This window comes from Stenotrophomonas sp. 169 (assembly GCF_014621775.1).
In the GTDB taxonomy this organism is placed as follows: Bacteria; Pseudomonadota; Gammaproteobacteria; order Xanthomonadales; family Xanthomonadaceae; genus Stenotrophomonas.
Genome location: NZ_CP061204.1, coordinates 3,906,650 through 3,931,472 on the forward strand (window position 1 = coordinate 3,906,650; position 24,823 = coordinate 3,931,472).

Here is a 24,823-nt window from a genome sequence, read left to right on the forward strand (position 1 = left end):
GCCCCGGCGTTGGGGCCGATTCAGATCGATGGACCGATGATCCGTTCCATCCAACAGGGGTTCGAGCCATGAAGATGCACGCGATGAAAATGCGCTGGGTTGCCGCCGCCGCCGTGCTGCTGGTTGCGGCCGGCTGCGCCAGCACGTCCAAGGTCATGCTGGGCCAGGCCCGCGCACCGATCGATCCGTCACAAGTACAGGTGTATTCCACCCCGCCTGCCGGCTCGGTGGAAATCGCGCAGCTCGAGTCCTCCAGCGCAGTGGGCTTCGGCACGCAGGGCCAGACCGATGCCGCCGTGGCCCGCTTGAAGCGGGATGCCGCCGCACTGGGTGCCAATGGTGTGATCCTGATGGGCGTCGGCTCCAGCGGGTCACCAGTCGGCATGTCGGTCGGCGCAGGCAGCTACGGTTCGCGCGTAGGCGGTGGCCTGGGTATCGGCATCCCGACCACCCAGCGCAAAGCAGCCGGCGTGGCGATCTGGGTGCCCAACCCGCAACCCGTCCCGCGCCTGCCCGCCCAGCAGATCCCGGCCCGCTGAACGAAAAAAAAGGGGACGGAGGGAGTTAAGTCGCATTTGGCCCACTCGTGGGCCAAATGCGACTTAACTCCCTCCGTCCCCGTTTTGTGCGACTTAATCCCCTCCGTCCCCGTTTTGCTTTACCGGTACTTGGGGACGAACGTTTCGTTCACCGCCTTGGCCAGCTGGTCGGGCGGCAGCAGGCCCTGGTCCAGCAGGAAGTTGTTGAAGGCCTTGCGGTCGAACTTGGCGCCCAGTGCGAGTTCGGTCTGCATGCGCAGTTCCATGATCCGGGTGTAGCCGTAGAAGTAGCTGCCGGCCTGGCCGGGCATGCGCACCATGTAGCGGTCCAGTTCCTGCGTGGCCATCGCCTTGGACAGGCCGACTTCATCGATCAGCACGCGTTCGGCGCTGGCACGGTCGATCTGGCCCAGGTTCAGCATGGGGTCCAGCATCGCGCGTGCGGCACGCAGCAGGCGGAACTGCAATGCGATCAGCTGCCCGTCCAGCGGCTCGTACGGCACCATCTCGGCTTCGGCATACAGCGCCCAACCTTCGACGTTGACCGAATTGAACGCGAACATGGTGCGGGCCAGCGAGATGCCGCGCTCCACCATGGCGGTGAACTGCAGTTCGTGACCCGGGCGGCCTTCGTGCGCACTCAGCGTCCAGGCGGCGGAGCCGAAATTGAAGTCGTCGTACTGCGCGCCTTCGCCGGCTGCCGGATTGCCCAGCGGCAGGACGAACGTACCCTGCTGCCCGGTATTGTTGACCAACGGTGCGGGCAGGAAATGCGGCGCAGGGCTGGCGGCGCTTTCGGCGGCTGAACCCAGGCGCATCTGCATCGGCCGCTGCGGCACGTCGACGATCTTGTGCTCGTGGATCAGCGGGTCGATCGCATCGATCACCTTGCGGTAATGGGTTTCCAGCTGGTCGTTGGGAATCTTTTCCTGCTTCAGCGCGCGGATGACGGCCACGATGTCGGCGGTATCGGCAACTTTCAGGCCCTTGGCCTCCACCACCAGCGGGGCCAGCTGGCGCATCGCCGAGCGGGTTTCCATGAACTCCAGCTGCGCACGCTGCATCAGCTGCTGCGGGGCGATGTCGATGCCGACCTGCTTGAGCTGGAACGCGTACACCGGCGCGGGCAGACGCGCGTCGTCACGGGCCTTCGGCAGTACCTCGGCGCGGGTCCAGGCGGCATAGTCCTTCATCTGGCCGGCGAGGGCCTTCATCGCATCGTCCGCGCCGGTCATCTTGTACTTCTGCAGCAGCGATTCGATGCCGCTCACGTAGGTGTCCACGTTGTCGAGCGACTGCTGCACTTCGATCTTCGTCGGTTGCAGCAAGGCCTTGTTGGACAGACGCTCTTCGTAACGCTGGCGGGCAAGCGTGGTCAGCGCCGTGCTGCCCTGCTGCAGGCCCGCGTAGGCCTTCAGGCGATCCACGGCCTTGGCCCGACGCTCAGCCGGCACCTGGTCGGACAGCAGCAGGTTGAGACCGCTGAAGATGGTCTGCGGCGCATCGCTCCACGGCAGGAAATACTGCTCGGTCAGCGCGCTGCCCTCGATGCTCTCGTTGGCCGCGCCGATCATGATCTCCAGGTCCTGACGGACGTTGGGATCTTTCTCGCTGGCCAACTTAGCCTGCAGTTCGCCCCGCGCCTTGGTCATCGCATCGCGGTAGCGCTTGCCGTTATCCGGACCGAGGTCGGCGACTTTGTCGTCGTAGCCGGGAACGCCGAAGAAGCCGGTACTTTCCGGCTGGAATGGGCCCTGCGCGTCGAGCAGGATCTGCGCCAGCTGGTTGCTGCGTGCCACCCAGGCGGGCGCGGCAGCCGGCTTTTTCGCGGCGGCGGCGGTGGCCGCGGCGGGCGCTGCAGCGGCCGACGGAGCACACAGCAATGGAGTGAGCCCGAGGGCCAGGGCGACGGCAAAGGCAAGCGGCTTCATCAGGCAATCCAGGTGATGGGCAATGCCTGCACCCTACGCATTCACCGGCGGCGCGGCAATCGGCCGGAGGTCACGCCTGCGTTTGGGCCTCCAGCGCGCGGGTCACACGACTCACGGATCGGGGTAGAACGCCGCTATTGCGGACCGTGTCTCATTGAGCACGCGGACATTGTCATGGGATCGCACAGTTCCGGCTGGCAATCCATTGTGGCTGACACGGGGAGAAGACCACCGGTTGATCCGCGCGCAAGCCCTATCGCTGCAATCGTAAGCCATCACCGTCCTCCACCTGTCCGGCGCATTCAACGGCGCCTGATAGCCGTGCCCGTACTCGAATTTTGGGGGACGGATGGAAGCATGTGCCCGATCATGGTCTGCGCCCAGAAGATGACCGATTTCATGAGCCAAACTGTTGATTTCATCAGCGAGACAGCGGCGCTCGACTACCGCAAACGCAGTCTCCTTCGTTGCCAGAAGCCGCTGTGCTTGACCGCATACCGATCCCGGATCTTTGGTGTCGATGATCATGAGCATCAAATCCGCTTTTTCCAGTTGCCTCATCCTGTGCAGCAGCCACAGCGGGCCGGTGCTGCCAAGGACAAGATCATCCAGCGTCTGTACTGCGCTCGACTCGGCGTAGCCAGGCAGCGCGTTTCCCGCTCGCTGCAGCTCAATCAGTACTCCGCTGGCGAGAAACCCCGCATTTGCGTACCTAACTGCTCTGTCCATGGCATCGAACACCTCATCCCTTCCGTTGGCGAGCGCATTGTTCCCGTAACCGAAGGCCACCCGGAGAGTCGACGCCGCATCAGATAAGGGCGCCTCGTCGAGGTTGAGGCGGTCCTCCGGATAGGGATCGCGCACTGTCGGTGCCTCGTTGGGAACGCGGCGGAGGTCGATCCGCACCAAGTAATCCCCAAAGAGTTGATACAGAAAGTGCCCCCGGGAAAACGCAGACCTTAGCTCGCCATTGCCCAACTCGGTAATGACAACGGTGCTCGGCATTCCCCCAGGCCCTCTCACGCCGACGATGATTCCCGTCCAGCGTTGCCTCGCGGCCTCCGAGCTGTGTTGCACCTGATATTCAGTGCCGTCCGTAATGTACGCGGGGATATCGTCCGACGTTTTGTCGGTCGCAGGCGTACGCTCGATGATGAGCGAGTCATCGAACAGATCGACCTGAATCCGGTCAGACACCAGTGCAGCGCGATTCACCCTGACCCGCCGTACCCAGTCGTACATTCCACCGGAGTAACGCTCCCGGACATCCGGCCCAGGATCCCAACTATCGTTGGGCACCTGAATGAACGGTGCCGCAGCCCATCCCTTCGATGCAAGCAATGCGCCACACAGTGTCGCCAACAGTCCCCCAACGATCTTTCGCATCTCTCGGTTCCGCCCGCAGCATTGCCCGATGAGGCAGGTGCTATGGAGACTAGGTCGGGCAAGGAGCGCGAACCTCAAACAGCATCACGGTATGAGCAGAATCAGGATGAACGTCGAATTCCGAAGGCGGCGACTAACATCGCGCCGCTCCACGAAAGAGCTCACGGCTTCAGGCAACGCCCAAGGAAGTCTTCCGCCACCCGGTAGCGATGCAGGGCATCGGCGCCGGACAGTCCATGCTTGGCGCCCGGATAGGTCATCAGTTCGAACGGCTGGCCGCGCTTCTGCAAGGCACTCATCAGCACGGTGGAATTGCTGAAGAGCACGTTGTCGTCGGCCATGCCGTGAATCAGCAACAGACGTGAGCGCAGGCCATCGATGTGCGTGAGTACGCGGGCTTCGGTGTAGCCGGCTTCGTTGCGGGTCGGCAGGTCCATGTAGCGTTCGGTGTAATGGGTGTCATACAGACCCCAGTCGGTCACCGGTGCACCGGCCACACCACACGCATAGCGGTTGGACGCCTTGGCCAGCAGCATCAGGGTCATGTAGCCGCCGTTGGACCAGCCCTGCACGCCGATCCGCCCCGGATCCACCCATGGCTGCTTCTGCAGCCATTCCACGCCGCGCAGCTGGTCGGCGACTTCGACCGTGCCCTGCTTGCCGTACAGCGCGCCACCGAAGTCACGGCCGCGACGCGGGGTGCCGCGGTTGTCCAGCGAAAACACCACGTAGCCCTGCTGGGCCAGGTACTGGTTGAACAGATGATCGCCACGGCCCGGCCAGGCATCGGTGACCGTCTGCGATGCCGGGCCGCCGTACACGTACACCGCAACGGGGTAGCGCTTTGCGGAGTCGAAGTCTGCCGGCTTGATCACGCTGTAGTGCAGCGGCGTGCGGCCGTCGGCGGCGGTCAGCGTGCCGAATTCCACTGGCAACTGGGCATCCTTGTAGCGCGCATACGGATGCGAAGGATCGTCCAGGTCGTTGCTCACCAGCGTGGCGATCTTCTCGCCGTTCGCGCGGAACAGCTCGATCTGCGGCGGCGTGCGCGTGTTGGACCAGCTGTCCACGTACACGCTGGCGTTGCGGGCGAAACTGGCACTGTGCATGCCCGGGGCCTGCGACAGTTTCTTCAGCGCGCCCCCCTGCAGCGGCACGCTGTAGATCTGGCTTTCGCGTGACGATTCGACGCCGGCACGGAAGAACACCTGCCCTGCGGCCTCGTCCACCGCCAGCAGTTCGTCCACCGGCCAGTCGCCGTGGGTAAGCGCACGTGCCTTGCCGGCCTTGTCGATGCGGTACAGATGCTCGAAACCGCTGCGTTCGGAAGACCACAGCAGGCTGCCATCGGCCAGGAAACGCAGGCTGTTGTGCAGCGGCACCCAGGTCTTACTGGTTTCATGGGCCAGCACGCGCTGCGCGCCGCTGTCCAGCGCGGTTTCCACCAGATCCAGCTGCCGCTGGTCGCGGCTCTGGCGCTGGAAGCTGAGGTGCTTCGGGTCACGCCAGTCCACGCGTGCCAGATAGATATCCGGGTCGGTGCCCAGGTCAATCCAGCGCGGCGGCGACCCGGCCACCGGTGCGATCACGCCGAGCTGCACGCGCACGTTGGCATCGCCTGCAGCCGGGTAGCGCTGCTCGATCACATCAGTACGGTCCGGATAGACTTCGTAGCGCTTCTGCACCGGCACCGGGCTTTCGTCGATGCGGGCGAAGGCAATGGCGGAATCATCCGGCGCCCACCAGTAGCCGGTGTGGCGGTCCATCTCTTCGTCGGCGACGAACTCGGCGACCCCGTTGCCGATGGTCGCGCTGCCATCGGTGGTGAGCTGACGCTGCGCGCCGCTGGCCAGGTCGATCACCCATAGGTTGCGCGCACGGATGAAGCTGACGAAGCCGCCGAGGGGTGACAGCTTGGCATCGGTGGCAAAGCCTTCGCCGTGGGTAAGCTGGCGCACGGCCGCGCTGCCCTGTTTCTGCAGGTCATACAGGTACAGCTTGCCGCCCAGCGGGAACAGCAGGCTGCGGGCATCGGGCGACCACTGGTAATCGACGATGCCGGTCATCGCGGCGATGCGCTGGCGCTCGCGGCGGGCCTTTTCTTCATCGCTCAACGTTTCAGTGCCCGGCAGCACCACCTTGGAATCGACCAGCAGGCGGGTCTGCCCGCTGGCGATGTCATACGTCCACAGGTCCAGTTGGTTGCGGTCGCTGTCCTTGCCGCGCAGGAAGCTTACCTGCGACCCGTCCGGGGCGACCTTCGGCTTCATCAGCGTCGGGCCGGACAGCGGCAGCGAGCCGGTGATGGCTTCCAGGGTGAGTTTTTCAGCGTGGGCAGCGGTGGTCGTGGCGAACATCAGGGCAAGGGCAGCAAAAAGGTGGCGCATGGACGGTTCCGGTATGCAGCAACCCCAATCCTAACCCGCTGCGCCAACGGCTGCCTCGCCGGGTGCCTGGTGGTGCGCTGGGACGGGCCACGCCCCAGCGCACGATCTGCTCAGCGCTTGCCGAACAGGTGCTTGCGTTCTTCTTCGCCCATCGGCTTGCCGGCGTCCGGGTTGACCTGCTGGCGCAGGGCGTAGGCGCGCTGGGTGGCGGGCCGTGCGGCAATGGCCTGCTGCCAGCGGTGCAGGTTCGGGAACGCGGCATAGTCGGGCGGCAGCTTGTCGTATGGCCCGATCCACGGGTAGCTGGCCATGTCGGCGATGCTGTATTCGCTACCTGCCAGCCACTCATGCTGCGCCAGCCGCTTGTCCATCACCCCGTGCAGGCGGGTGACTTCATTGCCGTAGCGTTCGATGGCATACGGAATCTTCTCAGGCGCATAGACGGTGAAGTGCCCCATCTGCCCGCTCATCGGCCCCAGCCCGGCCATCTGCCAGAACAACCACTCCAGGGTCTCCACGCGCTCACGGGCGTCGCGCGACAGGAAGGTGCCGGTCTTTTCCGCGAGGTACAGCAGGATCGCGCCGGATTCGAACACGCTCAGCGGTGCGCCGCCGCCGGCGGGTGCGTTGTCGACGATGGCCGGCATCTTGTTGTTCGGCGAGATCGCCAGGAACTCCGGCTTGAACTGGTCGCCGGCCCCGATGTTGACCGGATGGATGCGGTACTCCAACCCGGCCTCTTCGAGGAACAGGGTGACCTTGTGGCCATTCGGGGTGGGCCAGTAATACAGATCGATCATGGCAGTGGCACTCGGCGAGGATGTCCACCGAGTGTAGAACGCGCACTGGCTTGGCACCGTCATCGTGGGCCAGTACTCTGCGCGCTCTCCTGCAACGCAGCATGCCGTCCATGACCCCTCCGTACCGCCCCAACCCCCTGTCCACGCTGATCTTCGCCTCGCGCTGGCTGCAGCTGCCGCTGTACCTGGGCCTGATCGTTGCCCAGGGCGTCTACGTGTTCCTGTTCGGCAAGGAGCTGTGGCACCTGATCATGGAAGCCGGCCACCTCGGCGAACAGCAGATCATGCTGATCGTGCTGGGCCTGATCGACGTCGTCATGATCTCCAACCTGCTGGTGATGGTGATCGTCGGCGGTTACGAAACCTTCGTCTCGCGCCTGCGCCTGGAAGGCCACCCGGACCAGCCGGAATGGCTGAGCCACGTCAACGCCAGCGTGCTGAAGGTGAAGCTGGCGCTGTCGATCATCGGTATCTCGTCGATCCACCTGCTGAAGACGTTCATCGCCGCCGGCGCACTGGATGGCCTGCCGTTGTGTCCGCCGGAGCTGATGAACGCTGCTGCGTCTGCCGCCAACATCGGTGCCGCCCGGTGTTCCACCCTGACCTCGACCGGCGTGCTGTGGCAAACCATCATCCATGCCGTATTCATCCTGTCTGCGATCGGTATCGCCTGGACCGACAAGCTGATGAACAGCGGTAATGAGCCTGCCAAGGATGCGCACCGGACGCACTGAAGGGCACGACGGCACGTACCCCTGCCCCATCACGGGCACGGGATGCTAGATTGCATCCCTGAGTGAATCTGCCGGCGGCGTCGGGAAACGCCGCCGGCCATCGCCTGGGACCAGTGCCGGGCTTTTCGTACCGTCGTATTCAAGGGGAAGTTGGATGTCGTACGTCAGCAAATCCGTGGTTGTCCGTGCGCGCCTGCTGGCGCCTGCCTTCCTGCTGATGGGCTTGGCGGCCTGTTCCGGCAAGGACGAAACCGCCGCGCCTGCGGCCGATGCCGCCAAGCCCGCTGCCGCCACACCGACCGCGCCCGTGGCGCCGCCTGCGGTGTCCAGCAAGGTACAGGCGATGGGCAGCGAAGAACTGCGTGAATCGGCCAGCCAGGCACTGCGCGAAAACCGCATGTACGCGCCGGCCGGTGACAACGCCATCGAGTACTACCTGGCGCTGCGCGACAAGACCCCGGACGACGCCTCGGTGAAGAGCGCGCTGACCGACCTGCTGCCTTACACCCTGATCGCCGCCGAGCAGAACCTGGCACGCGAAGATTTCGAAGAAGGCCAGCGGCTGATCGCGCTGATCGAGAAAGTCGACCCGAAGGCGCCGGCACTGCCGCGCCTGAAGCAGGGCATCACCCGCGGCGTGGAAGTGGCCGCGCAGCGCACCACGGAAGAAACCGACCGGGTGAAGCGCGAAGCCGAGGCCAAGACCAAGCAGTTGGCCGAGCAGCAGAAGCTGGCCGAACAGCGCACCCGTGAGGCCGCCGCTGCGCAGCAGATCGCCGCGCAGCAGCCCGTCGCTGCACCGGCGGCAGCGCCCGCACCGACGCCGGCACCGGCCGCAGCGGACACCGCCCGTCGCGAGGCCGAGCAGCGCCAGCAGCAGGCTGCCGCGCAGGCCGCTGCCGCCGCACGCCAGACCGCTGCCCCCACGCTGCGCCCGGTCAGCACGCCGGCCCCGCGCTACCCGGCCGACGCCCTGCGTTCGAACACGTCCGGCGAAGTATTGGTGGAAATCACCGTAGGCACCGACGGCTCGGTGACCAGTGCGCGCGTGCTGCGCGCCACACCGGCCCGCACCTTCGACCGCGAAGCCCTGAGCGCCGTAAAGCGCTGGCGCTTCGAACCCGTGGCCGCCCCGGTCACCACCCGCCGCACCCTCGCCTTCAGCCCCGGCAACTAAAAAAGGGGACGGAGGGGATTAAGTCGTAATCCCCTCCTTCTGCAGCGCGCGCCATGCCGCGACGGCCGGGTGCGCTGTGCGCTGATATGGATGGGCGACACCGCGGGTCATGCTGTGCTTCCAGCCTGCCTGGAGTGCCCCGCTGATGCCTCGCCATGCCCGTCTGTTGGTCCCCGGCCTGCCTTTCCACGTCGTCCAGCGCGGCGTCAACAAAGGCGCGATATTCTTCGACGATCAGGACCGTGAGCACTTCCTCCGTGTCCTGCACAAAGCGTTCGTAAAATACGGCGTCGCCCTGCACGCCTATGTGCTGATGGGGAACCATGTGCATCTGCTGGCCACGCCACGCGCTGAAAACTCGCTCGCCTTCGCGATGCGTGCGTTGGGCAACGGGTACGTGCAGGCCTTCAATCAGCGCCACGGGCGTTGCGGCCCGCTGTGGCAGGGGCGTTTCCACTCGAGCCTGATCGATCACGACCGCTATCTGCTGGCGGTGTACCGCTACATCGAGCTCAATCCGGTGCGGGCGGGGCTGGTGGACCGTGCCGAGCAGCATCGCTGGTCAAGCGTGCACGGCAACCTGGGGCTGCGGCGCGATCCGTTGCTGGTGGCACATCCTGCCTACCGAGCGCTAGGCGACACGCCGACGGAGATAACCTCGCGCTACCACACGTTCCTGCAGGACAGCCACGCACAGGACGATGCGGCCACCATCCGCCAGCACGAACGCAGGCAGTCGCCGCTGGGGGATGAGCGCTTCCTGGAGATGCTGCGCGAAACGCTGGGCCAATCGGTCGCAATGCGGTGTCCCGGCCGCCCTCGCAAAGAGGGCCTGCACGGTACAGGGGCGCGATGAGAAGACGGAGGGAGTCGAAAACGACTTAATCCCCTCCGTCCCCTTTTTTCAGCCGGAGATCGCGAGGCGTTCCTGCTGGTAGCGGCGGACGGCGGCGTACCAGAGCAGGGCGGCGAGGCCGACGTTGGCGCCGAGGTAGATCGCCCAGATGGTGGGGCTGATGTGCTCGTGGCGGATCACCTTCAGCAGCATCTGGTTCTGCGACAGGAACGGTACGGCGTACTGCCAGAGCACGCTTTTCAGCGGGTACACCATCAGCGCGTAGCTGGGCAGCATCGGCAACAGCATCAGCCAGGTCATGTGGCTCTGCGCCTCTTTCATGCTCTTGGAGGCCGCCGACAGGAAGGTCAGCAGCGAGGTGCCGATCAGCAGCATCGGCAGCATCACCAACAGCATCTGCAGCATCGATCCGAGTCCCATGTTGAGCTGGCGGCCGACGCTGCTGTCCGACAGCTGGGCGCTGATCTTGAACGCGGCCAATGTCAGCAGCAGGGAGACCAGTCCGACCGCACACGCGGCGGCGATCTTGCCGCTGACGATGGCGCTGCGCTTGGCCGGCGTGGCCAGCAGCGGTTCCAAGGATTGCCGCTCGCGCTCGCCGGCGGTGGTATCCATGACCAGGTAGGCGCCGCCAAGGAAGGAGGTGATCGTCAACAGCAGCGGCAGCAGCATCGACAGCATCATGCCCTGCTTGGCTTCGGTCGATGCCATGTCCTGGGAGGCGACGTCCAGCGGACGTGCAACCTGGGCGTCGATACCACGCGCCATCAAGCGCAGCGCGCCGACCTGGCCGTTGTAGGTCTGCAGGGCCGCCTTCAACCGGGCCGTCGGCACATCGGCGGCACGCCGCGTGCTGTCCTGCAGGATCTCCACCAGCGCCGGACGGCCATCGCGCCAGCGCTCATCGAACTCATCGCTGATGCGCAGCGCCACGTCGATGCGCTGGTCGGAAATCGCCTGGTTGAGGTCCTTCGGTGCGTCGGTTGCATTGAGCCCCTGCGCGGCGAGGAAGCGCACCAGGTTCGGCGCGTTCTGTGCGCCGATGGTCGGGATTTCCAGGGGTTGATCTATCTGCGACTTGACCCGGCTTTCGGCGAGTTTGCCCATGCCGAGGATCAGGATCGGGTACAGCAGCGGACCCAACAGCAGGGTCAGCGCCAGCGTGCGGCGATCACGCGAGAGGTCGCGCAGTTCCTTGCGCATCACGGTGAACAACGTGGACATGATGCTCATGCGTGCAGGCCCTCTTCGGTGCCGATCAGTTTGACGAAGGCGTCCTCCAGGTTGCTCTCGCCCGCCTGTTCGCGCAGTTCATCGGCACTGCCGGCGGCCATCACCGTGCCCTTGGCGATGATCACGATGCGATCGCACAGCGCGGCGACCTCCTGCATGATGTGGCTGGAGAAGATCACGCAGCGACCTTCGTCGCGCAGGCCGTGCAGGAAGCGGCGCATGGCCCGGGTGGTCATCACGTCCAGGCCATTGGTCGGCTCGTCCAGGATGACGTTGCGCGGGTCATGCACCAGCGCGCGGGCGATGGCGGTCTTGGTGCGCTGGCCCTGCGAAAAGCCATCCGTCTGCCGGTCCAGGATGTCAGCCATGTCCAGTGCGCGCGACAGCGCCTCGGTGCGCTGGGCGATGGTGCCCGCATCCAGCCCATGCAGTTCGCCGAAATAGGCGATGTTTTCGCGCGCGGTCAGCCGCTTGTAGACGCCGCGCGCATCGGGCAGCACGCCCAGTCGGCGGCGCACTTCCGTCGCATCGACATTCGCATCGATGCCATCGACGGTGACACGGCCCTGGTCCGGGCTCATCAAGGTGTACAGCATGCGCATGGTGGTGGTCTTGCCTGCGCCGTTCGGGCCGAGCAGGCCGGTGATGCGACCATCCTCGGCACGGAAGCTGACGTCCTGCACCGCCTGGATGCGGCCGGTCTTGGTATTGAATGCCTTGTGCAGGCCCTCTGCGACGATCATGGTTCCCATCCGTTGAACGAGGTGAACGCCGGCACGTGGCTCAGCGCGTCCAGACAGCCGGCATCCACTGCCTTGGCGTCTGCCGTTTCGATGTACTGCGCCACCACGCGCGGCATGCAGCCTGCGTTGAGGGTGCCGTGGCCCTGGCCGCGGGCGACGATATGGTGGCCATTGGGCAAGCCTTTCAGCACCTGCTCCGCATAGCGCGGCGGCGTCACCGGGTCCAGCTCGCCCGACAGCAGCAGCACGGATGCGTCACTCTTCAGCGGTACGGCACTGTCGGCCGGGGCCTTGTCGTGGGGCCAGGCTTGGCAGGCAGCGAAGAACATGCCGGCCACGTGCGGGCCGAGCAGTCGATCGCTCTGTGCAGCGGGCTGGAAGCGCGGCGCGTCTTCGCTGCAGATCACCGACCACTGCATGCCGCGGTTGATCTGCAGGTCGACCGCGCGCGATGCATTGCGGCTGAGTGCGGCCAGTGGCGCATACCGCCCGTGCGCGGCCTCATCCAGCACGACCGGCAGCAAGGACGACAGCTCCGGCATATAGGAGAACGCAAACGCCAGCCCGATCACGCTGTCTGGACTGAGCACGTCCTGCCGCGCTTCGGCGGTGGCCGGATCCCGGTAGTCCACCGTCACCGGTGCCGCGGCAAGCGCATCCATCACCGTGCGCAGCTGGGTGCGCGTATTGACCGGGAAGCGCTTGGCGCAGGCCGCGTCTTTGATGCACTGCGCGGACTGCAGGATGATCGCGTCTTCGAAGGTGTTGGCGAAATCACCGCCGACCACCAGGTCGTTGGGCACCACGCCGTCGATGACCACGCTGCGGACGTGCTGCGGGTAGCGGGCGAGATAGTGCTGTGCCACGCGGGTGCCGTAGGAGCCGCCGACCAGGTTCAGCTGCTGCGCGCCAAGCGCCTTGCGCACCGCGTCCAGATCGTCAATGGCCTGCGAGGTGGTGTAGAAGCGCGGGTACGCGCGGCCCTGCAGCGACGCAGCACACCGGCCGGCGTACGCGCGGACGTTGGCCTCGGTGGGTTCGGCCTTCTCGTCCATCGGCAGCTCTTTGCCGTCGGCACCCAGGCAGCTCAGTGGATTGGAGCCACCGGTGCCCCGCTGATCGACCAGGAAGATGTCGCGTTGCTTGCCCACCAGGCGCAGCGCGGTGCTGACGGGCAGCGCGACCTCGCTGGCCGCCTGTCCCGGGCCGCCGGCAATGAAGAACACCGGATCCGGCAGGCCGGTAGCGTTGTTGTCCGCCGGCAGCCAGGCAATGCGCAGGTCGATCCGGCGGCCGTCCGTCGCAGCCGGATTCTCCGCAACCGACAAGGTGCCGCACTGGGCTTCGACATTGGCCGAGGCCACCGAGCCGCTCAACGTGCAGGGCTTGAACTCGATCTGCCCGTAGTGGCGTCCGGTGCCGTCGCCGTCGCCCGCGGAGGGCGGCGCGCTGCAGGACGCGCACAGGACACTGGCCAACACCCCGGCCAGTTTCAGGTGGTTTCTGGACATCTTCCTTGCTTCCCCTTGCTGATGGTCATGCAACCGGGACGGGGCCCGGTCGCGGATGTGACCAAGTTACACCGAAGGGTGGCAGCGGTGCGATGGGCGGTGGCGGCGAGATGCGGCGTTTCAATGGGTTTGGGTTTGGGTTCCGACTTGGGTCTGGACGTTGATTTGGCTTCGGACGCGGCGTTGGCTCTGGATACGGCTTCGGACGTGGACCTGGCTTCGGACGTGGACTTGGCTTTGGCTTTGGCTTTGGCTTTGGTTTTGGCCTTGGCCTTGGCCTTGGCCTTGAACTTGGACTTGGACTTGGCCTTGGACTTGGACTTGGACTTGGACTTGGACTTGGTAGAGCCGACTTCAGTCGGCTGCGGTAAGAAGAGCAGCCGACTGAAGTCGGCTCTACCCTGCGCATTTCCCCGTGCATTCCGCCGGCATTTCCCCGTGCATTCCGCGGCCATTCCCCCGTGCATTCCGCGGCCATTCCCCCGTGCATTCCGCGGTCATTCCCCCGGCTCATTTCGCGGGCATTCCCCATGCATTTCTCGGAATTTCTCGGCCATTCCGCGAGCGTTCCTCGAGCATCCACCCGAGCCACGGGCAGCGCGGCGGTGCGCCGTACAATGTCAGTCCGCCTGCAGCAGGATCCTTCCCATCAGCCAGCCGATGTCCATCGATCGGATCAGCTTGACCACCTTGCGGTTGTTCGTCGCGGTGGCCGAAGAGGGATCACTGACCCGCGCAGCCGAGCGCGAAGCCATCGCCACGTCCGCCGCCAGCCGCCGACTGAACGATCTGGAAAGCGGGCTCGACGTTGCGCTGTTCACCCGCAACTCGCGCGGCATGCAGCTCACCCTGGCCGGCGAGAGCCTGCTGCAGCACGCGCGCCGCATGCTGCTGGCCGCGGCAGCATTGTCGTCGGAGCTGCTGGAGTACCGCCGGGGCATCCGCGGGCACATCCGCATGTTGGCCAACCTGTCGGCCATCGTGGCTTACCTGCCAGAAGCACTGGAGCAGTTCTTCCTGACCCATCCGGATCTGCGTATCGAGCTCGAAGAGCGGCCTACCGGCGGCGTGGTGCGCGGCATCCAGGAAGGATGGGCGGAGATCGGCGTGTGCTCCGGCGATGGCGAACTGGGTGAGCTGACCGCGCTGCCGTTCCGCCGCGATCGGCTGGTCATGCTGATGCGCCCGGACCATCCCCTCGCCGGCGCGGGTCCGCTCGCGTTCGCCGATACGCTGGGCTACGACCAGATCGCGCTGCATGCGGAGAGTTCCATCTTCACCCGTTCGCAGATGGCCGCACGTGATGCGGGCCGGGCGTTGCGACGGCGTATCCACGTGCCGGGTTTCGATGCGATCTGCCGCACGGTCCAGGCCGGCCTGGGCATCGGCGTGGTGCCGGAGCCCGTGTTCGCCCTGTTTGGGCGGGCGATGAACCTGCACATCGAGCCGCTCACCGACGGGTGGGCCCAGCGTGAGCTGAAACTGGTCTGGCGCGGCGATCGGCCCCTGTCTACCGCCGCCCAACAGCTGGTGGAGCACCTTCGACTAAAGGCGTAGGCGTTCGCGATATGCGAACGCTTTTTCGTCAGAAAGGCATGGCGCCGCCTGCATCAGCGACCTACCCTGCGGACCTGCTTCCTGGGAGGGTTGATGATGTCCGGTCCATTGCATGGCATCCGTGTTGTTGAATTCGGAACACTGATCGCAGCGCCGTTCGCCGCGCGCCTGTTCGCCGAATTCGGCGCGGACGTGATCAAGATCGAGTCGCCCGAGGGCGGCGACCCCCTGCGCAAATGGCGCAAGCTGCATGGCGATACCTCGCTGTGGTGGTCGCTGCAGGCACGCAACAAGAAGTCCGTCGCGCTGGACCTGAAGTCCGTGGAAGGCGCCGAGGCCGCACGCCAGCTCGCGGCGAGTGCCGACGTGGTGATCGAGAACTTCCGTCCCGGCGGCCTGGAAAAGCTGGGCCTTGGCTGGGACGTGCTGTCCGCGCTGAACCCCGACCTGATCATGGTGCGCATCTCCGGCTACGGCCAGGATGGCCCCTATCGCGATCGGCCGGGCTTTGGTGCGATCGGCGAAGCGATGGGCGGCATCCGCTACACCACCGGCGATCCGAGCACACCGCCCGCCCGCGTGGGGATCAGCCTGGGCGACTCGCTTGCATCGCTGCATGGGGTGATGGGCGCACTGATGGCCCTGCTGCGGGTGAAGACCGGGCAAGGCCGTGGCCAAGTGGTGGATGTGTCACTGGTGGAAAGCGTGTTCAACCTGATGGAAAGCCTGGTGCCGGAACATGCGATGTTCGGCACGGTGCGTGAGCGCACCGGCGGTGCGCTGCCCGGTATCAGCCCCTCCAATACCTACCCGACGGCCGATGGCAGCTTCGTGGTGATCGCCGGCAACAGCGATCCGATCTTTCGCCGTTTCATGCAGGCCATCGGCCGCAATGATCTGGCTGTGGATGCCGCACTGGCAACCAATCCCGGCCGCGTGCTGCGCAACGCGGAGCTGGACGCGGCGATCACTCACTGGACCAGCGGCCTGCACATCGATGCCGTGCTGGCGGCATTGGACGCGGCCGACGTGCCGGCCGGACGCATCTATTCGGCCGCCGACATCGTCGCCGACCCGCACTACCGTGCACGCGGGATGCTGCTGGAAACCACCCTGCCCGACGGCCAGCCGATCACCCTGCCGGGTATCGTGCCAAAGTTGTCTGAAACGCCGGGGCAGATGCACTGGACCGGCCCCGCGCTGGGTGAACACACCGATCAGGTCCTGACGGAACTGGGGATGGCCGCCGATGCCATCGCCGCCGCCAGTGGCCGGGGAGCACGCGCATGACCGCCGACCGCCGCTTGATCGTGCAGGAAGTCTGCCTGCGCGATGGCCTGCAGATTGAACCGGTGTTCGTCCCCACCGCAGAAAAGATCCGCCTGGGTGACGCCTTCAGTGCGCTGGGCTTCGAACGCATCGAGGTCAGCAGCTTTGTTTCACCGAAGGCCGTTCCGGCCCTTGCCGATGCGGCCGAGGTGTTCGCCGGCCTGCAGCGCGCTTCGGGAACCGTCTACGTGGCGCTGGTGCCGAACCTGAAAGGTGCCGAGCGCGCGCTTGCCGCCGGTGCGGACGAGCTCAACCTGGTGATGTCCGCCGGCCAGACCCATAACCTGGCCAACATGCGCATGACCACCGAGGAAAGCTTCGCCGGCTTCGCGCAGATCGCTGCGTTGCCGCGGGGCGAGACACGGCTCAACGGCACCGTGGCCACCGCGTTCGGATGCCCGTTCGACGGCGACCAGCCGGTACAGAAGGTGCTCGATCTGGTCCGCCGCTACCTTGATCTGGGCTGCACTGGCATCACGCTGGCCGACACCACGGGCATGGCCAATCCACGCCAGGTGGCTACTCTGGTGGAGCAGGCCCTGACGCTGGTCGCGGCCGATGCGTTGACCCTGCATTTCCACAACACCCGCGGGCTGGGACTGGCCAATGTGATCGCCGCCTTCGATGCCGGCGCCCAGCGCTTCGATGCCGCACTGGGTGGGCTGGGCGGCTGCCCGTTCGCGCCCGGCGCGTCGGGCAACATCTGTACCGAAGACCTGGTCGCGATGTGCGAAGAGATGGGGATTGCCACCGGGTTGGACCTGCCGGTGCTGATCACCCTGTCGCGCGGCTTGCCCGCGCTGGTAGGCCACGACACCGCCGGCCAGGTGGCCAAGGCAGGACGCGTGCGCGACCTGCATCCGGCTCCACCGGGGCTGCGCGCCGCGTAACCCTTTCGACCTTTCACAGCGGGCCACGGCTCCGCGCTACAGAACACGCTTCATTCCTGGGAGGGAATCATGCACGAGTGGTTTGTGCTGGCGAACGCCTTGTTCGCCATCCTGTTGATCGTCCTGTTGATCATCTACTTCAAGGTCAACCCGATGATCGCGCTGATCGCCGGCCCGCTGTATCTGGGCCTGTCATCCGGGCTGGGGTTCGGCCCGACCATCGAGGCGATCACCGACGGCTTCGGCGACCTGATGGGCAAGATCGGCCTGCTGATCGGCTTCGGCGTGATGATCGGCGCCTTCCTGCACCGCATGGGGGCCTTCCAGCAGGTGGTGCGCCTGCTGGTCCGTACCTTCAAGCCCACGCAGATGCCGTATGCGTTCGCCACGATCCTGACGTCCATCTTCCCGCCGATCTACACCGACGTGCTGCTGCTGATGTCCGCGCCACTGGCACGTGCCACCGCCAAGCGCATGGGCGGCGACGCGCTACCGAAGATGGCCGGTGCAGTCGGCGTGGGCATCTACCTCGCGCTGACCATGGTGGTGCCGGGCGTTGCCGCGCTGGCGCTGTCGGCGGTGCTGGACGTGGAGCTGGGGACGATGCTGCTGGTGGGCCTGGCGATTGCGGTCCCGACCGTGTTCCTGACCTTGTGGGGGTTCCACTTCCTGCTGCGTCGCGGATTCTGGAATCCAGACACCGATGAACTGCCCGATGACCAGGCACCGGCGGTGGTTGCTGCCGAGATCAAGGACGAAGACAACGCGGTGCCACTGAAGCTTTCACTGCTGCCGATCATCGTGCCGCTGTTGATGATCGCCACCGGCGCACTGGATCGTGCACTGGGCCTGGACATCCCGGCGCTGGCAGCCGTGGGCAACTCGACGTTCGCGCTGTTCTGCGGTCTGGTGCTGGCCTTCGTCATCGCCCGCTTCACCGTCCCTGCGCACGACCGCAGTGGTGCGGTGACCGACGCGTTCAAGGAAAGCGGTCAGATCCTGCTGCTGACCGGCGTGGCCGGCTCGTTGTCCGCGGTGGTCGCCACCACCGGGTTGGGCGACATCCTGTCGGGCTACTTCAGCGCCAACTCGGCCGCACCGCTGTTGCTGGTGTGGGTGGTGGCCGCCATCCTGCACATCGCGATCGGCTCGGTATCCGCCTCGGCCATCACCGCCGCCAGCATGCTGGCCCCGGCGCTGCATTCGCTGGACGTGCCACCAGTGCTGGTCGCCTTGGCGGCGGGCTCCGGGTCGCTGTTCCTTGTGCATGTCACCAGCAACACGTTCTGGCTGATGCAGACCACCTTCGGCATGACCCTGCGCGGCACGCTGAAGACCTTGAGCCTGCCGGTGTCGCTGGCCTCGGTGGTATCGCTGCTGCTGATCCTGGTGGCCAGCGCGCTGTTCTGATCCGTTCTTCCATCTGTGTACGGCGGAGGGGCCGGACTCATGAAACTTGCACGCACTTCTTCATTCATCTGCCTCGGGCTGGCCAGTGCATCGGCACTGGCCGCCGATGGCCAAGGTTTCCTGGCTGGCGCGAGCGCCGACCTGACCGCAACCAACTTCTATTACAACCGTGATTTCCGCAGTGGCAGTGGCCAGGGCAAGCGCGAGGAATGGGCGCAGGGCTTCCTGTTGGACGCGCGCAGCGGCTACACGCCGGGCGTGATCGGTTTCGGCATCGACGTGCTGGGGCTGGCCGACTTCAAACTGGATGGTCTGCGGTCTGAAGTCGGCACCGGCATCCTGCCCTACGACGAAGACGGCGCACGCTCGGCGTTCGGCCGCATCGCCGTGACCGGCAAGGCGAAGGCCGGACCTGCCGAGCTGCGCGTGGGCAGCCACATCGCCTCGGACCTGCTGCTGAAATCCAATACCAGCCGCCTGCTGCCGCAGACCTTCGAGGGTGCGACGCTGGGCGCCCGTTGGGGCAGCGGTCTGGAACTGGGCTATTCCCGCTTCGACCGTTCCTGGTATCGCGACGGCACCGAGCGCGTGGACCTGACCATCACCAACAAGGACCGCCGTTTCAGCGGGACCCCGGAGTCAGATGGCTTCCAGTTGTTCAGCGCTTCGTGGGCCCCGGATGACCGCTTCAAACTGCACGTCGAGCATGGCGAACTGCGGGACCTGTACCGCCAGCAGGTTGCCTCGGTGCAGTTCAAGCAGCCGCTGCCGCTGGGCAAGCTGAGCACCGAAGTGCGCTACTACGTGTCCGATGACGTGGGTCCTGCGCTGGCCGGTGTGATCGATAACCGGGCGCTCAACGGACTGGTCGCGTGGCAGCACGCCGGACAGGAATTCGCGGTCATGTGGCAGGACATGCGTGGCGACACGGCGATGCCGTTCGTCGGCGGCACCGATGGCAACGTGTTCAACTGGACGTTCATCAATGACTTCATGGAACGCGACGAACGCAGCTGGCAGCTGCGCTACCAACTGGACGGCAAGCAGATCAACGTGCCCGGCCTGAAGTTCCTGCTGCGCTACGTGAAAGGCGACAACGCGCGCCCGGCCACGTTCAGCGGCGAGGGCCGGCAATGGCAGCGTGATTTTGAAATCGGCTACACCTTCCAGAGCGAGGCGCTGAAGCACCTGTCGATCCGCTGGCGCAACGGATTCTTCCGCTCGAACTACCAGCGTGATGCCGAAGAAAACCGCGTGATGGTGGTGTACGACGTACCGCTGTGGGCGGGCCAGGGCTAGAAGCGCACAGCAACAGCAACAGCAACAGCAACGGCAACGGCAACGGCAACGGCAACAGCAACAGCAACAGCAACAGCAACAGCAACAGCAAGTGCAACAGCAACGGCAAGGGCAAGGGCCTGCAGGGCTGTGGGTTGGGCGGGGCAGGGTGGGTTGCCGGGGGACGGCAAAAACTGCGTCCATGCGGGCCTTGTTTCGCGCCATCCATGGCGCTCAACACCCCCGCCAACCCACCCTGCCCCACCTTCGACAGGTCCATGGTGGCCATGGGACCTGCGGGCATCGGTAGCGCCGACCCATGGTCGGCGAGCGCAGCGGGCCGTTAGCGGGAATATTCCGCCGACCATGGGTCGGCGCTACCGCAGGCGTCGTTACCCGTCTGGTGGAGGGAGCCCCTGGGTCAGGGGCGGCCGCGAAGCGGCGGGGTGTGGGTGCTGGTGAGACGGGGCCCGCGGTTTGCGCGGCAAAGCGTGGGAGCGGCAGCGCGAATGCGATGACGTGGACCCCGCCATGGATGGCACGAAACGAGGCACGCAGGACGCAGTTTTTGCCGTCCCCCGCGGCGCCCGACCGCCCGGCCCCAAGCTCGTAGCCTGCTGTCAGAGCCCTCCGCGAGGGGGTCTCACCCGTTCGCCGACCTACTTGCTGGAAACGTACTTCTCGCGGCGGATCTGCGGGTTGCCCAGGCCGGCTGCCTTCAGCGCTTCGACACAGGTGTCCACCATGTCCGGGTTGCCGCACAGGTAGGCGATGTCCGTGGCCGCATCCGGCGCGATGTCCGCCAACTGCTGCTGCACATAGCCATGGCGCACGTCCGGCCCCGGCGCAGCCGGCAACTCGCGCGACAGGCACGGCACATAGCGGAAGTTCGGGTGCGCCGCCGCGAAGGCTTCGAAATCCTCGCTGTACAACAGCTCGGCCGGCGTCCGCGCACCCTGCAGCAGCACGACCTTCACCCCGCGCTCGGCCATCGCCGTTGCCAGCAGGGGCAGCATGGAGCGGTACGGGGTGACGCCGGTGCCGGTGGCGATCAGCAGGTAGCGGCCGTTATGGTCACCCGGCTGCAGGCAGAACCGGCCGTATGGGCCGCTGGCGCTGAGCTGGCCGCCGATATCCAGGCCCTCGAACAGGGCCGTGGCGGCCCCGCCAGGCACGAAACTCACCGCGATATCCACTGCCTCGCCCGGCCCGAGGGCATGGTCGTGGATCGTCGCCAGCGAGTAGCTGCGCTTGGTCTCGGTGCCATCGGCGTACTGGAAGTGGACCTGGATGAACTGGCCCGGCTGGAAATCCAGCGGCTGGCCGTCATCGCGGAGGAACTGGTAATGGCCGACGGTGGGCGCCAGCATGCGGCGGTCGACCAGCTTGATGGGAAATTGGACAGGCACGGCGATGGGAACAGTGTGTAGCCGGGGCGAGCCCGTGGGGGGATCTATAATAGCCCCCCCTGAACCCCTCCATGCGCCACCTGCCGGCGCAAAGGCTTCGAGCTTGGCTTCCCTGAACGACAACGCGCCCGCCCTGCGCGTGCGCGACCTGCGCAAGACCTACGACAACGGCACCGTGGCGCTGAAGGGCGTTTCCCTGGAAGTGGCCCCGGGCGACTTCTTCGCCCTGTTGGGCCCGAACGGCGCCGGCAAGTCGACCCTGATCGGCATCGTCAGCTCGCTGGTGAACCTCAGCGATGGCCAAGTGGAGGTGTTCGGCACCGACCTGGTGCGTGAGCGCAGTGCCTCGATGCGGCTGATCGGCCTGGTCCCGCAGGAGATCAACTTCAACCTGTTCGAAAAGCCGTTCGACATCCTGGTGAACTACGCCGGCTTCTACGGCGTGGACCGGGCCGAAGCGGAAAAGCGCGCCGAGGAAGAGCTCAAGCGCGCCCATCTGTGGGGCAAGGCACAGGTGATGAGCCGCACCCTGTCCGGTGGCATGAAGCGCAGGCTGATGATCGCCCGCGCGATGATGACCCGTCCGCGCCTGCTGATCCTTGACGAGCCGACTGCCGGCGTCGACATCGAGATCCGCCGCGACATGTGGCGGGTGCTGCAGGAGATCAACGTCGCCGGCACCACCATCATCCTCACCACCCACTATCTGGAAGAAGCCGAGCACCTGTGCCGCAACCTGGCCATCATCAACCACGGCCAGATCGTCACCCAGGGCCCGATGCGTGAGCTGCTGGCCAAGCTGGACGTGGAAGGCTTCCTGTTCGACATCGACGGCGTGCTGCCGGCGGAGCTGCCGCAGATCGAGGGTGCGACGCTGACCGCCACCGACGGCCACACGCTGGACATCGACATGCCACGGGCGATGGACCTCAACCGGGTATTCGCCGCACTCAATGCGTCGGGTATCCGCGTGCGGTCCATGCGCACCAAGAGCAACCGCCTGGAGGAGCTGTTCGTACGGCTCACCGGCAACCAGGAGAACGTGGCATGAGCACCACCCCGACCCCCGTACTGACCGACGGGCAACGCAACCGCATCGCACTGGCCACCGTGGTCCGCCGCGAAGTGGCGCGCATCCTGCGCATCTGGGGCCAGACCCTGGTGCCGCCGGCAATCACCATGACCCTGTACTTCCTGATCTTCGGCGGCCTGATCGGCTCGCGCGTCGGGGAGATGGGCGGCTACAGCTACATGCAGTTCATCGTGCCGGGCCTGGTGATGATGAGCGTGATCCAGAACAGCTACGGCAACATCAGCTCGTCGTTCTTCGGCGCCAAATTCGGCCGCCACGTGGAAGAGCTGCTGGTCAGCCCGATGCCGAACTGGGTGATCCTGTGGGGCTATGTGGCCGGTGCGGTGCTGCGCGGGCTGATGGTGGGCGTGATCGTGCTGATCATCGCCATGTTCTTCACCCCCGTGCGCATCCCGCACCCGCTGGTGACGCTGACCACGGTGCTGTTGGGCGCGACGATCTTCTCGCTGGCCGGCTTCATCAATGCCGTGTACGCGAAGAAGTTCGATGACGTGGCCATCGTGCCGACCTTCATCCTGACCCCGCTGACCTACCTGGGTGGCGTGTTCTATTCGGTGAAGCTGCTGCCGGGCTGGGCCGAAGCCGCCACGCATGCCAACCCGATCTTCTACATGGTCAACGCGTTCCGTTACGGCCTGCTGGGTACCAGCGATGTGCCGCTGTGGGTGGCCTATGCGTTGATGATCGGCTTCGTGGTCGCGCTGACCTTCGTGGCCCTGTGGCTGCTGCGCCGGGGCGTCGGCCTGCGGAGCTGACGTGATGCGGTTCAGCGAACCGCATCGTATTCGATGATGAGCGTGGCGATCACGGCAGGGACAGCATGGATGACGGGTACCCGTTGTTCGTGCTGTCCTGTTGTCCTAAACGTGTCGTATGAGGATGCTCGCTACAGACAGGCTGTTGATCGCGATGTGGTGAACTACCGATATCCAGTAGCCCTCAGACCTTTTCTGTGGGGAAAGTGCCAGCATTGACATGACAAAGAATCCAGGAATTACCGCTGCATAGGCTAGTTGCCCCGAAAGCAACATGTGAGCTGAGGCAGCCAAGAGTGCGGTAATCAAGGAGGTCATCACGTCGCTGACGATCAGCCTCTTCACGACAAGCAGTGCGCCAAGGAGAAGCAGATTCTCCAATAGAGGAGCTACTGTAAGCCCATAAATCATTGCGCCTACAGTGATACCGTCTTCCACGCTGCGCCAACCGCCTTCGGGAAGCGTGTGCGCGAACAGAAATTCAATTGCGGAAACTATTCCACTTGAGACTGCAAAAGAAATCGGCGCCAAAAGAATAGCGATCAATACCAATTTCCGGATGTCCCGTCTCGCAGCCAAGTCCTCGCACCCCGCAATTGCAAATGACGGATACCTGCAGCAGCTTCGGTAACGAACGAAGGAAGCCGGCGCCTTCCTTTTCACGTTGAAAAAGCAGCTGAGGCACCGTCGACGTTTCAGATATGCGTTACTTCAACATCTTTGAAGCCGCCGCTGTCACGACTCTACCCCGCCCGGAATCTGCGATCCATGCCTTATGGCAGCAACGCAGCAACGCTGTCGCGTGCACAGCGGGTCGGCTATAAACATATCCCTGTTTCCCGAACCTGGAGTGACCTGCAGATGCGCATCCTGATCCTTGGCGCCGGTGGTACGGGCGGCTATTTCGGCGGACGCCTGGCCCAGGCCGGCGTCGACGTCACCTTCCTGGTGCGCCCGGCGCGTGCGGCCCAGCTGCAGCGCGACGGGCTGGTGATCCGCAGCCCGCTGGGCGATGCCGCGTTCCCGGTACAGCACGTCACCGCCGAGACCCTGCCGGCGCTGGTCGCCGAGCGCCCCTTCGACCTGGTGGTGCTGAGCTGCAAGGCCTATGACCTGGACAGTGCGATCGAGGCCATTGCGCCGGCGGTCGGCACGCGCGCCAGCGTGCTGCCGATCCTCAACGGCCTGCGCCATTACGCCGCGTTGGATGCACGCTTCGGCCGCGATGCGGTGCTGGGCGGCCTGTGCTTCATCAGTGCCACCAAGGATGAAGACGGCGCCATACGGCACCTGGCCAAGGCCGCGAAGCTGACCTTCGGCGAACGCGACGACGTCGGGCTCAGTGCGCGCGTGCTGGCGCTGGCGGCGGCCTGTGTGCAGGCCGAGGTGGACCATGTCGCGAGCGAGGATATCGCCCAGGAGCAGTGGATCAAGTACACCTTCCTGACCGCGTTGGCGGCGGCCACCTGCCTGCGACGCGCCGACATCGGCACGATCGTGGCCGGCGACGGCGGCGATGCGTTTCTGCGTGGCCTGTACGCCGAGTGCGTGGCGGTCGCCGAGGCGTCGGGTGAGCCGATCCCCGCCGCCGCGCAGGAGACCGCACTGGGCGCGTTGACCCAGCCGGGCTCCGCCCTGAAGGCATCGATGCTGCGTGACCTGGAAGCCGGACAGCAGGTGGAAGCCGATCACATCGTGGGCGACATGGTGGCGCGTGCACAGGCCTTCGGCCAGCCCGCGCCCCTGCTGGCAGAAGCGTACGCGCAGCTGCAGGCGTATCAGGCCGAACGCGCAGGCTGACGGCG

Annotated in this window: 21 protein-coding genes; 12 read left to right on the forward strand and 9 right to left on the reverse strand. The window is 65.5% G+C overall.

Annotated features, from left to right (window positions below):
- The first annotated feature begins 83 nt into the window (after nt 1–83).
- Nucleotides 84–539 carry a hypothetical protein gene (locus ICJ04_RS17110; protein ID WP_188325360.1) on the forward strand — a complete coding sequence of 152 codons (456 nt, stop codon included), beginning with the start codon at nt 84–86 and terminating at the stop codon, nt 537–539.
- Between the two features lie 119 nt (nt 540–658).
- Here the strand turns inward: ICJ04_RS17110 and ICJ04_RS17115 are convergent, their stop codons facing one another.
- From ICJ04_RS17115 to ICJ04_RS17130, 4 genes are all read right to left on the reverse strand, one after another.
- Nucleotides 659–2,470: a DUF885 domain-containing protein gene (locus ICJ04_RS17115; RefSeq protein ID WP_188325361.1), complete on the reverse strand. Its 1,812-nt coding sequence runs from the start codon at nt 2,468–2,470 to the stop codon at nt 659–661.
- A gap of 111 nt (nt 2,471–2,581) precedes the next feature.
- A complete protein-coding gene (locus ICJ04_RS17120) occupies nt 2,582–3,856 on the reverse strand; it encodes a M12 family metallo-peptidase (RefSeq protein ID WP_188325362.1) in 1,275 nt (424 codons plus the stop codon).
- Between the two features lie 161 nt (nt 3,857–4,017).
- On the reverse strand, nt 4,018–6,243 hold the full coding sequence (locus tag ICJ04_RS17125; protein ID WP_188325363.1) for a DPP IV N-terminal domain-containing protein: 2,226 nt from the start codon (nt 6,241–6,243) through the stop codon (nt 4,018–4,020).
- A 110-nt stretch (nt 6,244–6,353) separates the two neighbouring features.
- Complete coding sequence (locus ICJ04_RS17130; RefSeq protein ID WP_188325364.1) at nt 6,354–7,043, reverse strand: glutathione binding-like protein; 690 nt, start codon at nt 7,041–7,043, stop codon at nt 6,354–6,356.
- 110 nt (nt 7,044–7,153) lie between these two features.
- Between ICJ04_RS17130 and ICJ04_RS17135 the strand changes: the two genes are divergently transcribed.
- From ICJ04_RS17135 to ICJ04_RS17145, 3 genes are all read left to right on the forward strand, one after another.
- A complete protein-coding gene (locus ICJ04_RS17135; protein ID WP_188325365.1) occupies nt 7,154–7,777 on the forward strand; it encodes a TIGR00645 family protein in 624 nt (207 codons plus the stop codon).
- Nucleotides 7,778–7,931: 154 nt separating this feature from the next.
- Nucleotides 7,932–8,954 (forward strand): energy transducer TonB, encoded by a 1,023-nt coding sequence (locus ICJ04_RS17140; RefSeq protein ID WP_188325366.1) that lies wholly within the window; start codon nt 7,932–7,934, stop codon nt 8,952–8,954.
- Nucleotides 8,955–9,099: 145 nt separating this feature from the next.
- Nucleotides 9,100–9,810, forward strand: a complete 711-nt coding sequence (locus tag ICJ04_RS17145) for a transposase (protein ID WP_188325367.1) — start codon at nt 9,100–9,102, stop codon at nt 9,808–9,810.
- Nucleotides 9,811–9,858: 48 nt separating this feature from the next.
- Here the strand turns inward: ICJ04_RS17145 and ICJ04_RS17150 are convergent, their stop codons facing one another.
- The 3 genes from ICJ04_RS17150 to ICJ04_RS17160 are packed head-to-tail and all read right to left on the reverse strand — an operon-like array spanning nt 9,859 to nt 13,297.
- Nucleotides 9,859–11,043, reverse strand: coding sequence for an ABC transporter permease (locus tag ICJ04_RS17150; protein ID WP_188325368.1), 1,185 nt, complete (start codon nt 11,041–11,043; stop codon nt 9,859–9,861).
- Nucleotides 11,040–11,786, reverse strand: coding sequence for an ATP-binding cassette domain-containing protein (locus ICJ04_RS17155; RefSeq protein ID WP_188325369.1), 747 nt, complete (start codon nt 11,784–11,786; stop codon nt 11,040–11,042). Before ICJ04_RS17155 ends, ICJ04_RS17150 begins: the two co-directional genes overlap by 4 nt.
- Nucleotides 11,783–13,297, reverse strand: coding sequence for an alpha/beta fold hydrolase (locus ICJ04_RS17160; protein WP_188325370.1), 1,515 nt, complete (start codon nt 13,295–13,297; stop codon nt 11,783–11,785). Before ICJ04_RS17160 ends, ICJ04_RS17155 begins: the two co-directional genes overlap by 4 nt.
- 660 nt (nt 13,298–13,957) lie before the next feature.
- On the opposite strand from ICJ04_RS17160, the gene ICJ04_RS17165 reads away from it, so the two are divergent.
- The 5 genes from ICJ04_RS17165 to ICJ04_RS17185 all read left to right on the forward strand — a co-directional run bounded on the left by ICJ04_RS17165 (nt 13,958) and on the right by ICJ04_RS17185 (nt 19,782).
- Nucleotides 13,958–14,854, forward strand: coding sequence for a LysR family transcriptional regulator (locus ICJ04_RS17165; protein ID WP_188325371.1), 897 nt, complete (start codon nt 13,958–13,960; stop codon nt 14,852–14,854).
- 93 nt (nt 14,855–14,947) lie between these two features.
- A complete protein-coding gene (locus tag ICJ04_RS17170) occupies nt 14,948–16,144 on the forward strand; it encodes a CaiB/BaiF CoA-transferase family protein (RefSeq protein ID WP_223202929.1) in 1,197 nt (398 codons plus the stop codon).
- Complete coding sequence (locus ICJ04_RS17175; RefSeq protein WP_188325372.1) at nt 16,141–17,073, forward strand: hydroxymethylglutaryl-CoA lyase; 933 nt, start codon at nt 16,141–16,143, stop codon at nt 17,071–17,073. Before ICJ04_RS17170 ends, ICJ04_RS17175 begins: the two co-directional genes overlap by 4 nt.
- 69 nt (nt 17,074–17,142) lie before the next feature.
- Nucleotides 17,143–18,483 carry an SLC13 family permease gene (locus ICJ04_RS17180; protein ID WP_188325373.1) on the forward strand — a complete coding sequence of 447 codons (1,341 nt, stop codon included), beginning with the start codon at nt 17,143–17,145 and terminating at the stop codon, nt 18,481–18,483.
- 39 nt (nt 18,484–18,522) lie between these two features.
- Nucleotides 18,523–19,782 carry an OprD family outer membrane porin gene (locus ICJ04_RS17185; protein WP_188325374.1) on the forward strand — a complete coding sequence of 420 codons (1,260 nt, stop codon included), beginning with the start codon at nt 18,523–18,525 and terminating at the stop codon, nt 19,780–19,782.
- 638 nt (nt 19,783–20,420) lie between these two features.
- Here the strand turns inward: ICJ04_RS17185 and ICJ04_RS17190 are convergent.
- Nucleotides 20,421–21,170, reverse strand: a complete 750-nt coding sequence (locus ICJ04_RS17190; RefSeq protein WP_188325375.1) for a ferredoxin--NADP reductase — start codon at nt 21,168–21,170, stop codon at nt 20,421–20,423.
- A gap of 103 nt (nt 21,171–21,273) precedes the next feature.
- On the opposite strand from ICJ04_RS17190, the gene ICJ04_RS17195 reads away from it, so the two are divergent.
- Both ICJ04_RS17195 and ICJ04_RS17200 read left to right on the forward strand, forming a co-directional pair.
- Nucleotides 21,274–22,221: an ABC transporter ATP-binding protein gene (locus ICJ04_RS17195; protein ID WP_188325376.1), complete on the forward strand. Its 948-nt coding sequence runs from the start codon at nt 21,274–21,276 to the stop codon at nt 22,219–22,221.
- Nucleotides 22,218–23,018, forward strand: coding sequence for an ABC transporter permease (locus ICJ04_RS17200; RefSeq protein WP_188325377.1), 801 nt, complete (start codon nt 22,218–22,220; stop codon nt 23,016–23,018). Before ICJ04_RS17195 ends, ICJ04_RS17200 begins: the two co-directional genes overlap by 4 nt.
- A 105-nt stretch (nt 23,019–23,123) precedes the next feature.
- Here the strand turns inward: ICJ04_RS17200 and ICJ04_RS17205 are convergent, their stop codons facing one another.
- Complete coding sequence (locus ICJ04_RS17205; protein ID WP_188325378.1) at nt 23,124–23,564, reverse strand: hypothetical protein; 441 nt, start codon at nt 23,562–23,564, stop codon at nt 23,124–23,126.
- Between the two features lie 315 nt (nt 23,565–23,879).
- On the opposite strand from ICJ04_RS17205, the gene panE reads away from it, so the two are divergent.
- Complete coding sequence (gene panE, locus ICJ04_RS17210; protein WP_188327378.1) at nt 23,880–24,818, forward strand: 2-dehydropantoate 2-reductase; 939 nt, start codon at nt 23,880–23,882, stop codon at nt 24,816–24,818.
- The last annotated feature ends 5 nt before the right edge of the window (nt 24,819–24,823 follow it).

Excerpts from the sequence above, each read along its gene's own strand:
- ICJ04_RS17145 (WP_188325367.1), top strand. The coding sequence starts at position 9,100 with ATGCCTCGCCATGCCCGTCTGTTGGTCCCCGGCCTGCCTTTCCACGTC.
- ICJ04_RS17130 (WP_188325364.1), bottom strand. The coding sequence starts at position 7,043 with ATGATCGATCTGTATTACTGGCCCACCCCGAATGGCCACAAGGTCACC.
- ICJ04_RS17115 (WP_188325361.1), bottom strand. The coding sequence starts at position 2,470 with ATGAAGCCGCTTGCCTTTGCCGTCGCCCTGGCCCTCGGGCTCACTCCA.
- ICJ04_RS17165 (WP_188325371.1), top strand. The coding sequence starts at position 13,958 with ATGTCCATCGATCGGATCAGCTTGACCACCTTGCGGTTGTTCGTCGCG.
- ICJ04_RS17120 (WP_188325362.1), bottom strand. The coding sequence starts at position 3,856 with ATGCGAAAGATCGTTGGGGGACTGTTGGCGACACTGTGTGGCGCATTG.
- ICJ04_RS17110 (WP_188325360.1), top strand. The coding sequence starts at position 84 with ATGAAAATGCGCTGGGTTGCCGCCGCCGCCGTGCTGCTGGTTGCGGCC.
- ICJ04_RS17160 (WP_188325370.1), bottom strand. The coding sequence starts at position 13,297 with ATGTCCAGAAACCACCTGAAACTGGCCGGGGTGTTGGCCAGTGTCCTG.
- ICJ04_RS17200 (WP_188325377.1), top strand. The coding sequence starts at position 22,218 with ATGAGCACCACCCCGACCCCCGTACTGACCGACGGGCAACGCAACCGC.
- ICJ04_RS17185 (WP_188325374.1), top strand. The coding sequence starts at position 18,523 with ATGAAACTTGCACGCACTTCTTCATTCATCTGCCTCGGGCTGGCCAGT.
- panE (WP_188327378.1), top strand. The coding sequence starts at position 23,880 with ATGCGCATCCTGATCCTTGGCGCCGGTGGTACGGGCGGCTATTTCGGC.
- ICJ04_RS17135 (WP_188325365.1), top strand. The coding sequence starts at position 7,154 with ATGACCCCTCCGTACCGCCCCAACCCCCTGTCCACGCTGATCTTCGCC.
- ICJ04_RS17170 (WP_223202929.1), top strand. The coding sequence starts at position 14,948 with ATGATGTCCGGTCCATTGCATGGCATCCGTGTTGTTGAATTCGGAACA.
- ICJ04_RS17150 (WP_188325368.1), bottom strand. The coding sequence starts at position 11,043 with ATGAGCATCATGTCCACGTTGTTCACCGTGATGCGCAAGGAACTGCGC.
- ICJ04_RS17175 (WP_188325372.1), top strand. The coding sequence starts at position 16,141 with ATGACCGCCGACCGCCGCTTGATCGTGCAGGAAGTCTGCCTGCGCGAT.
- ICJ04_RS17180 (WP_188325373.1), top strand. The coding sequence starts at position 17,143 with ATGCACGAGTGGTTTGTGCTGGCGAACGCCTTGTTCGCCATCCTGTTG.
- ICJ04_RS17125 (WP_188325363.1), bottom strand. The coding sequence starts at position 6,243 with ATGCGCCACCTTTTTGCTGCCCTTGCCCTGATGTTCGCCACGACCACC.
- ICJ04_RS17140 (WP_188325366.1), top strand. The coding sequence starts at position 7,932 with ATGTCGTACGTCAGCAAATCCGTGGTTGTCCGTGCGCGCCTGCTGGCG.
- ICJ04_RS17155 (WP_188325369.1), bottom strand. The coding sequence starts at position 11,786 with ATGATCGTCGCAGAGGGCCTGCACAAGGCATTCAATACCAAGACCGGC.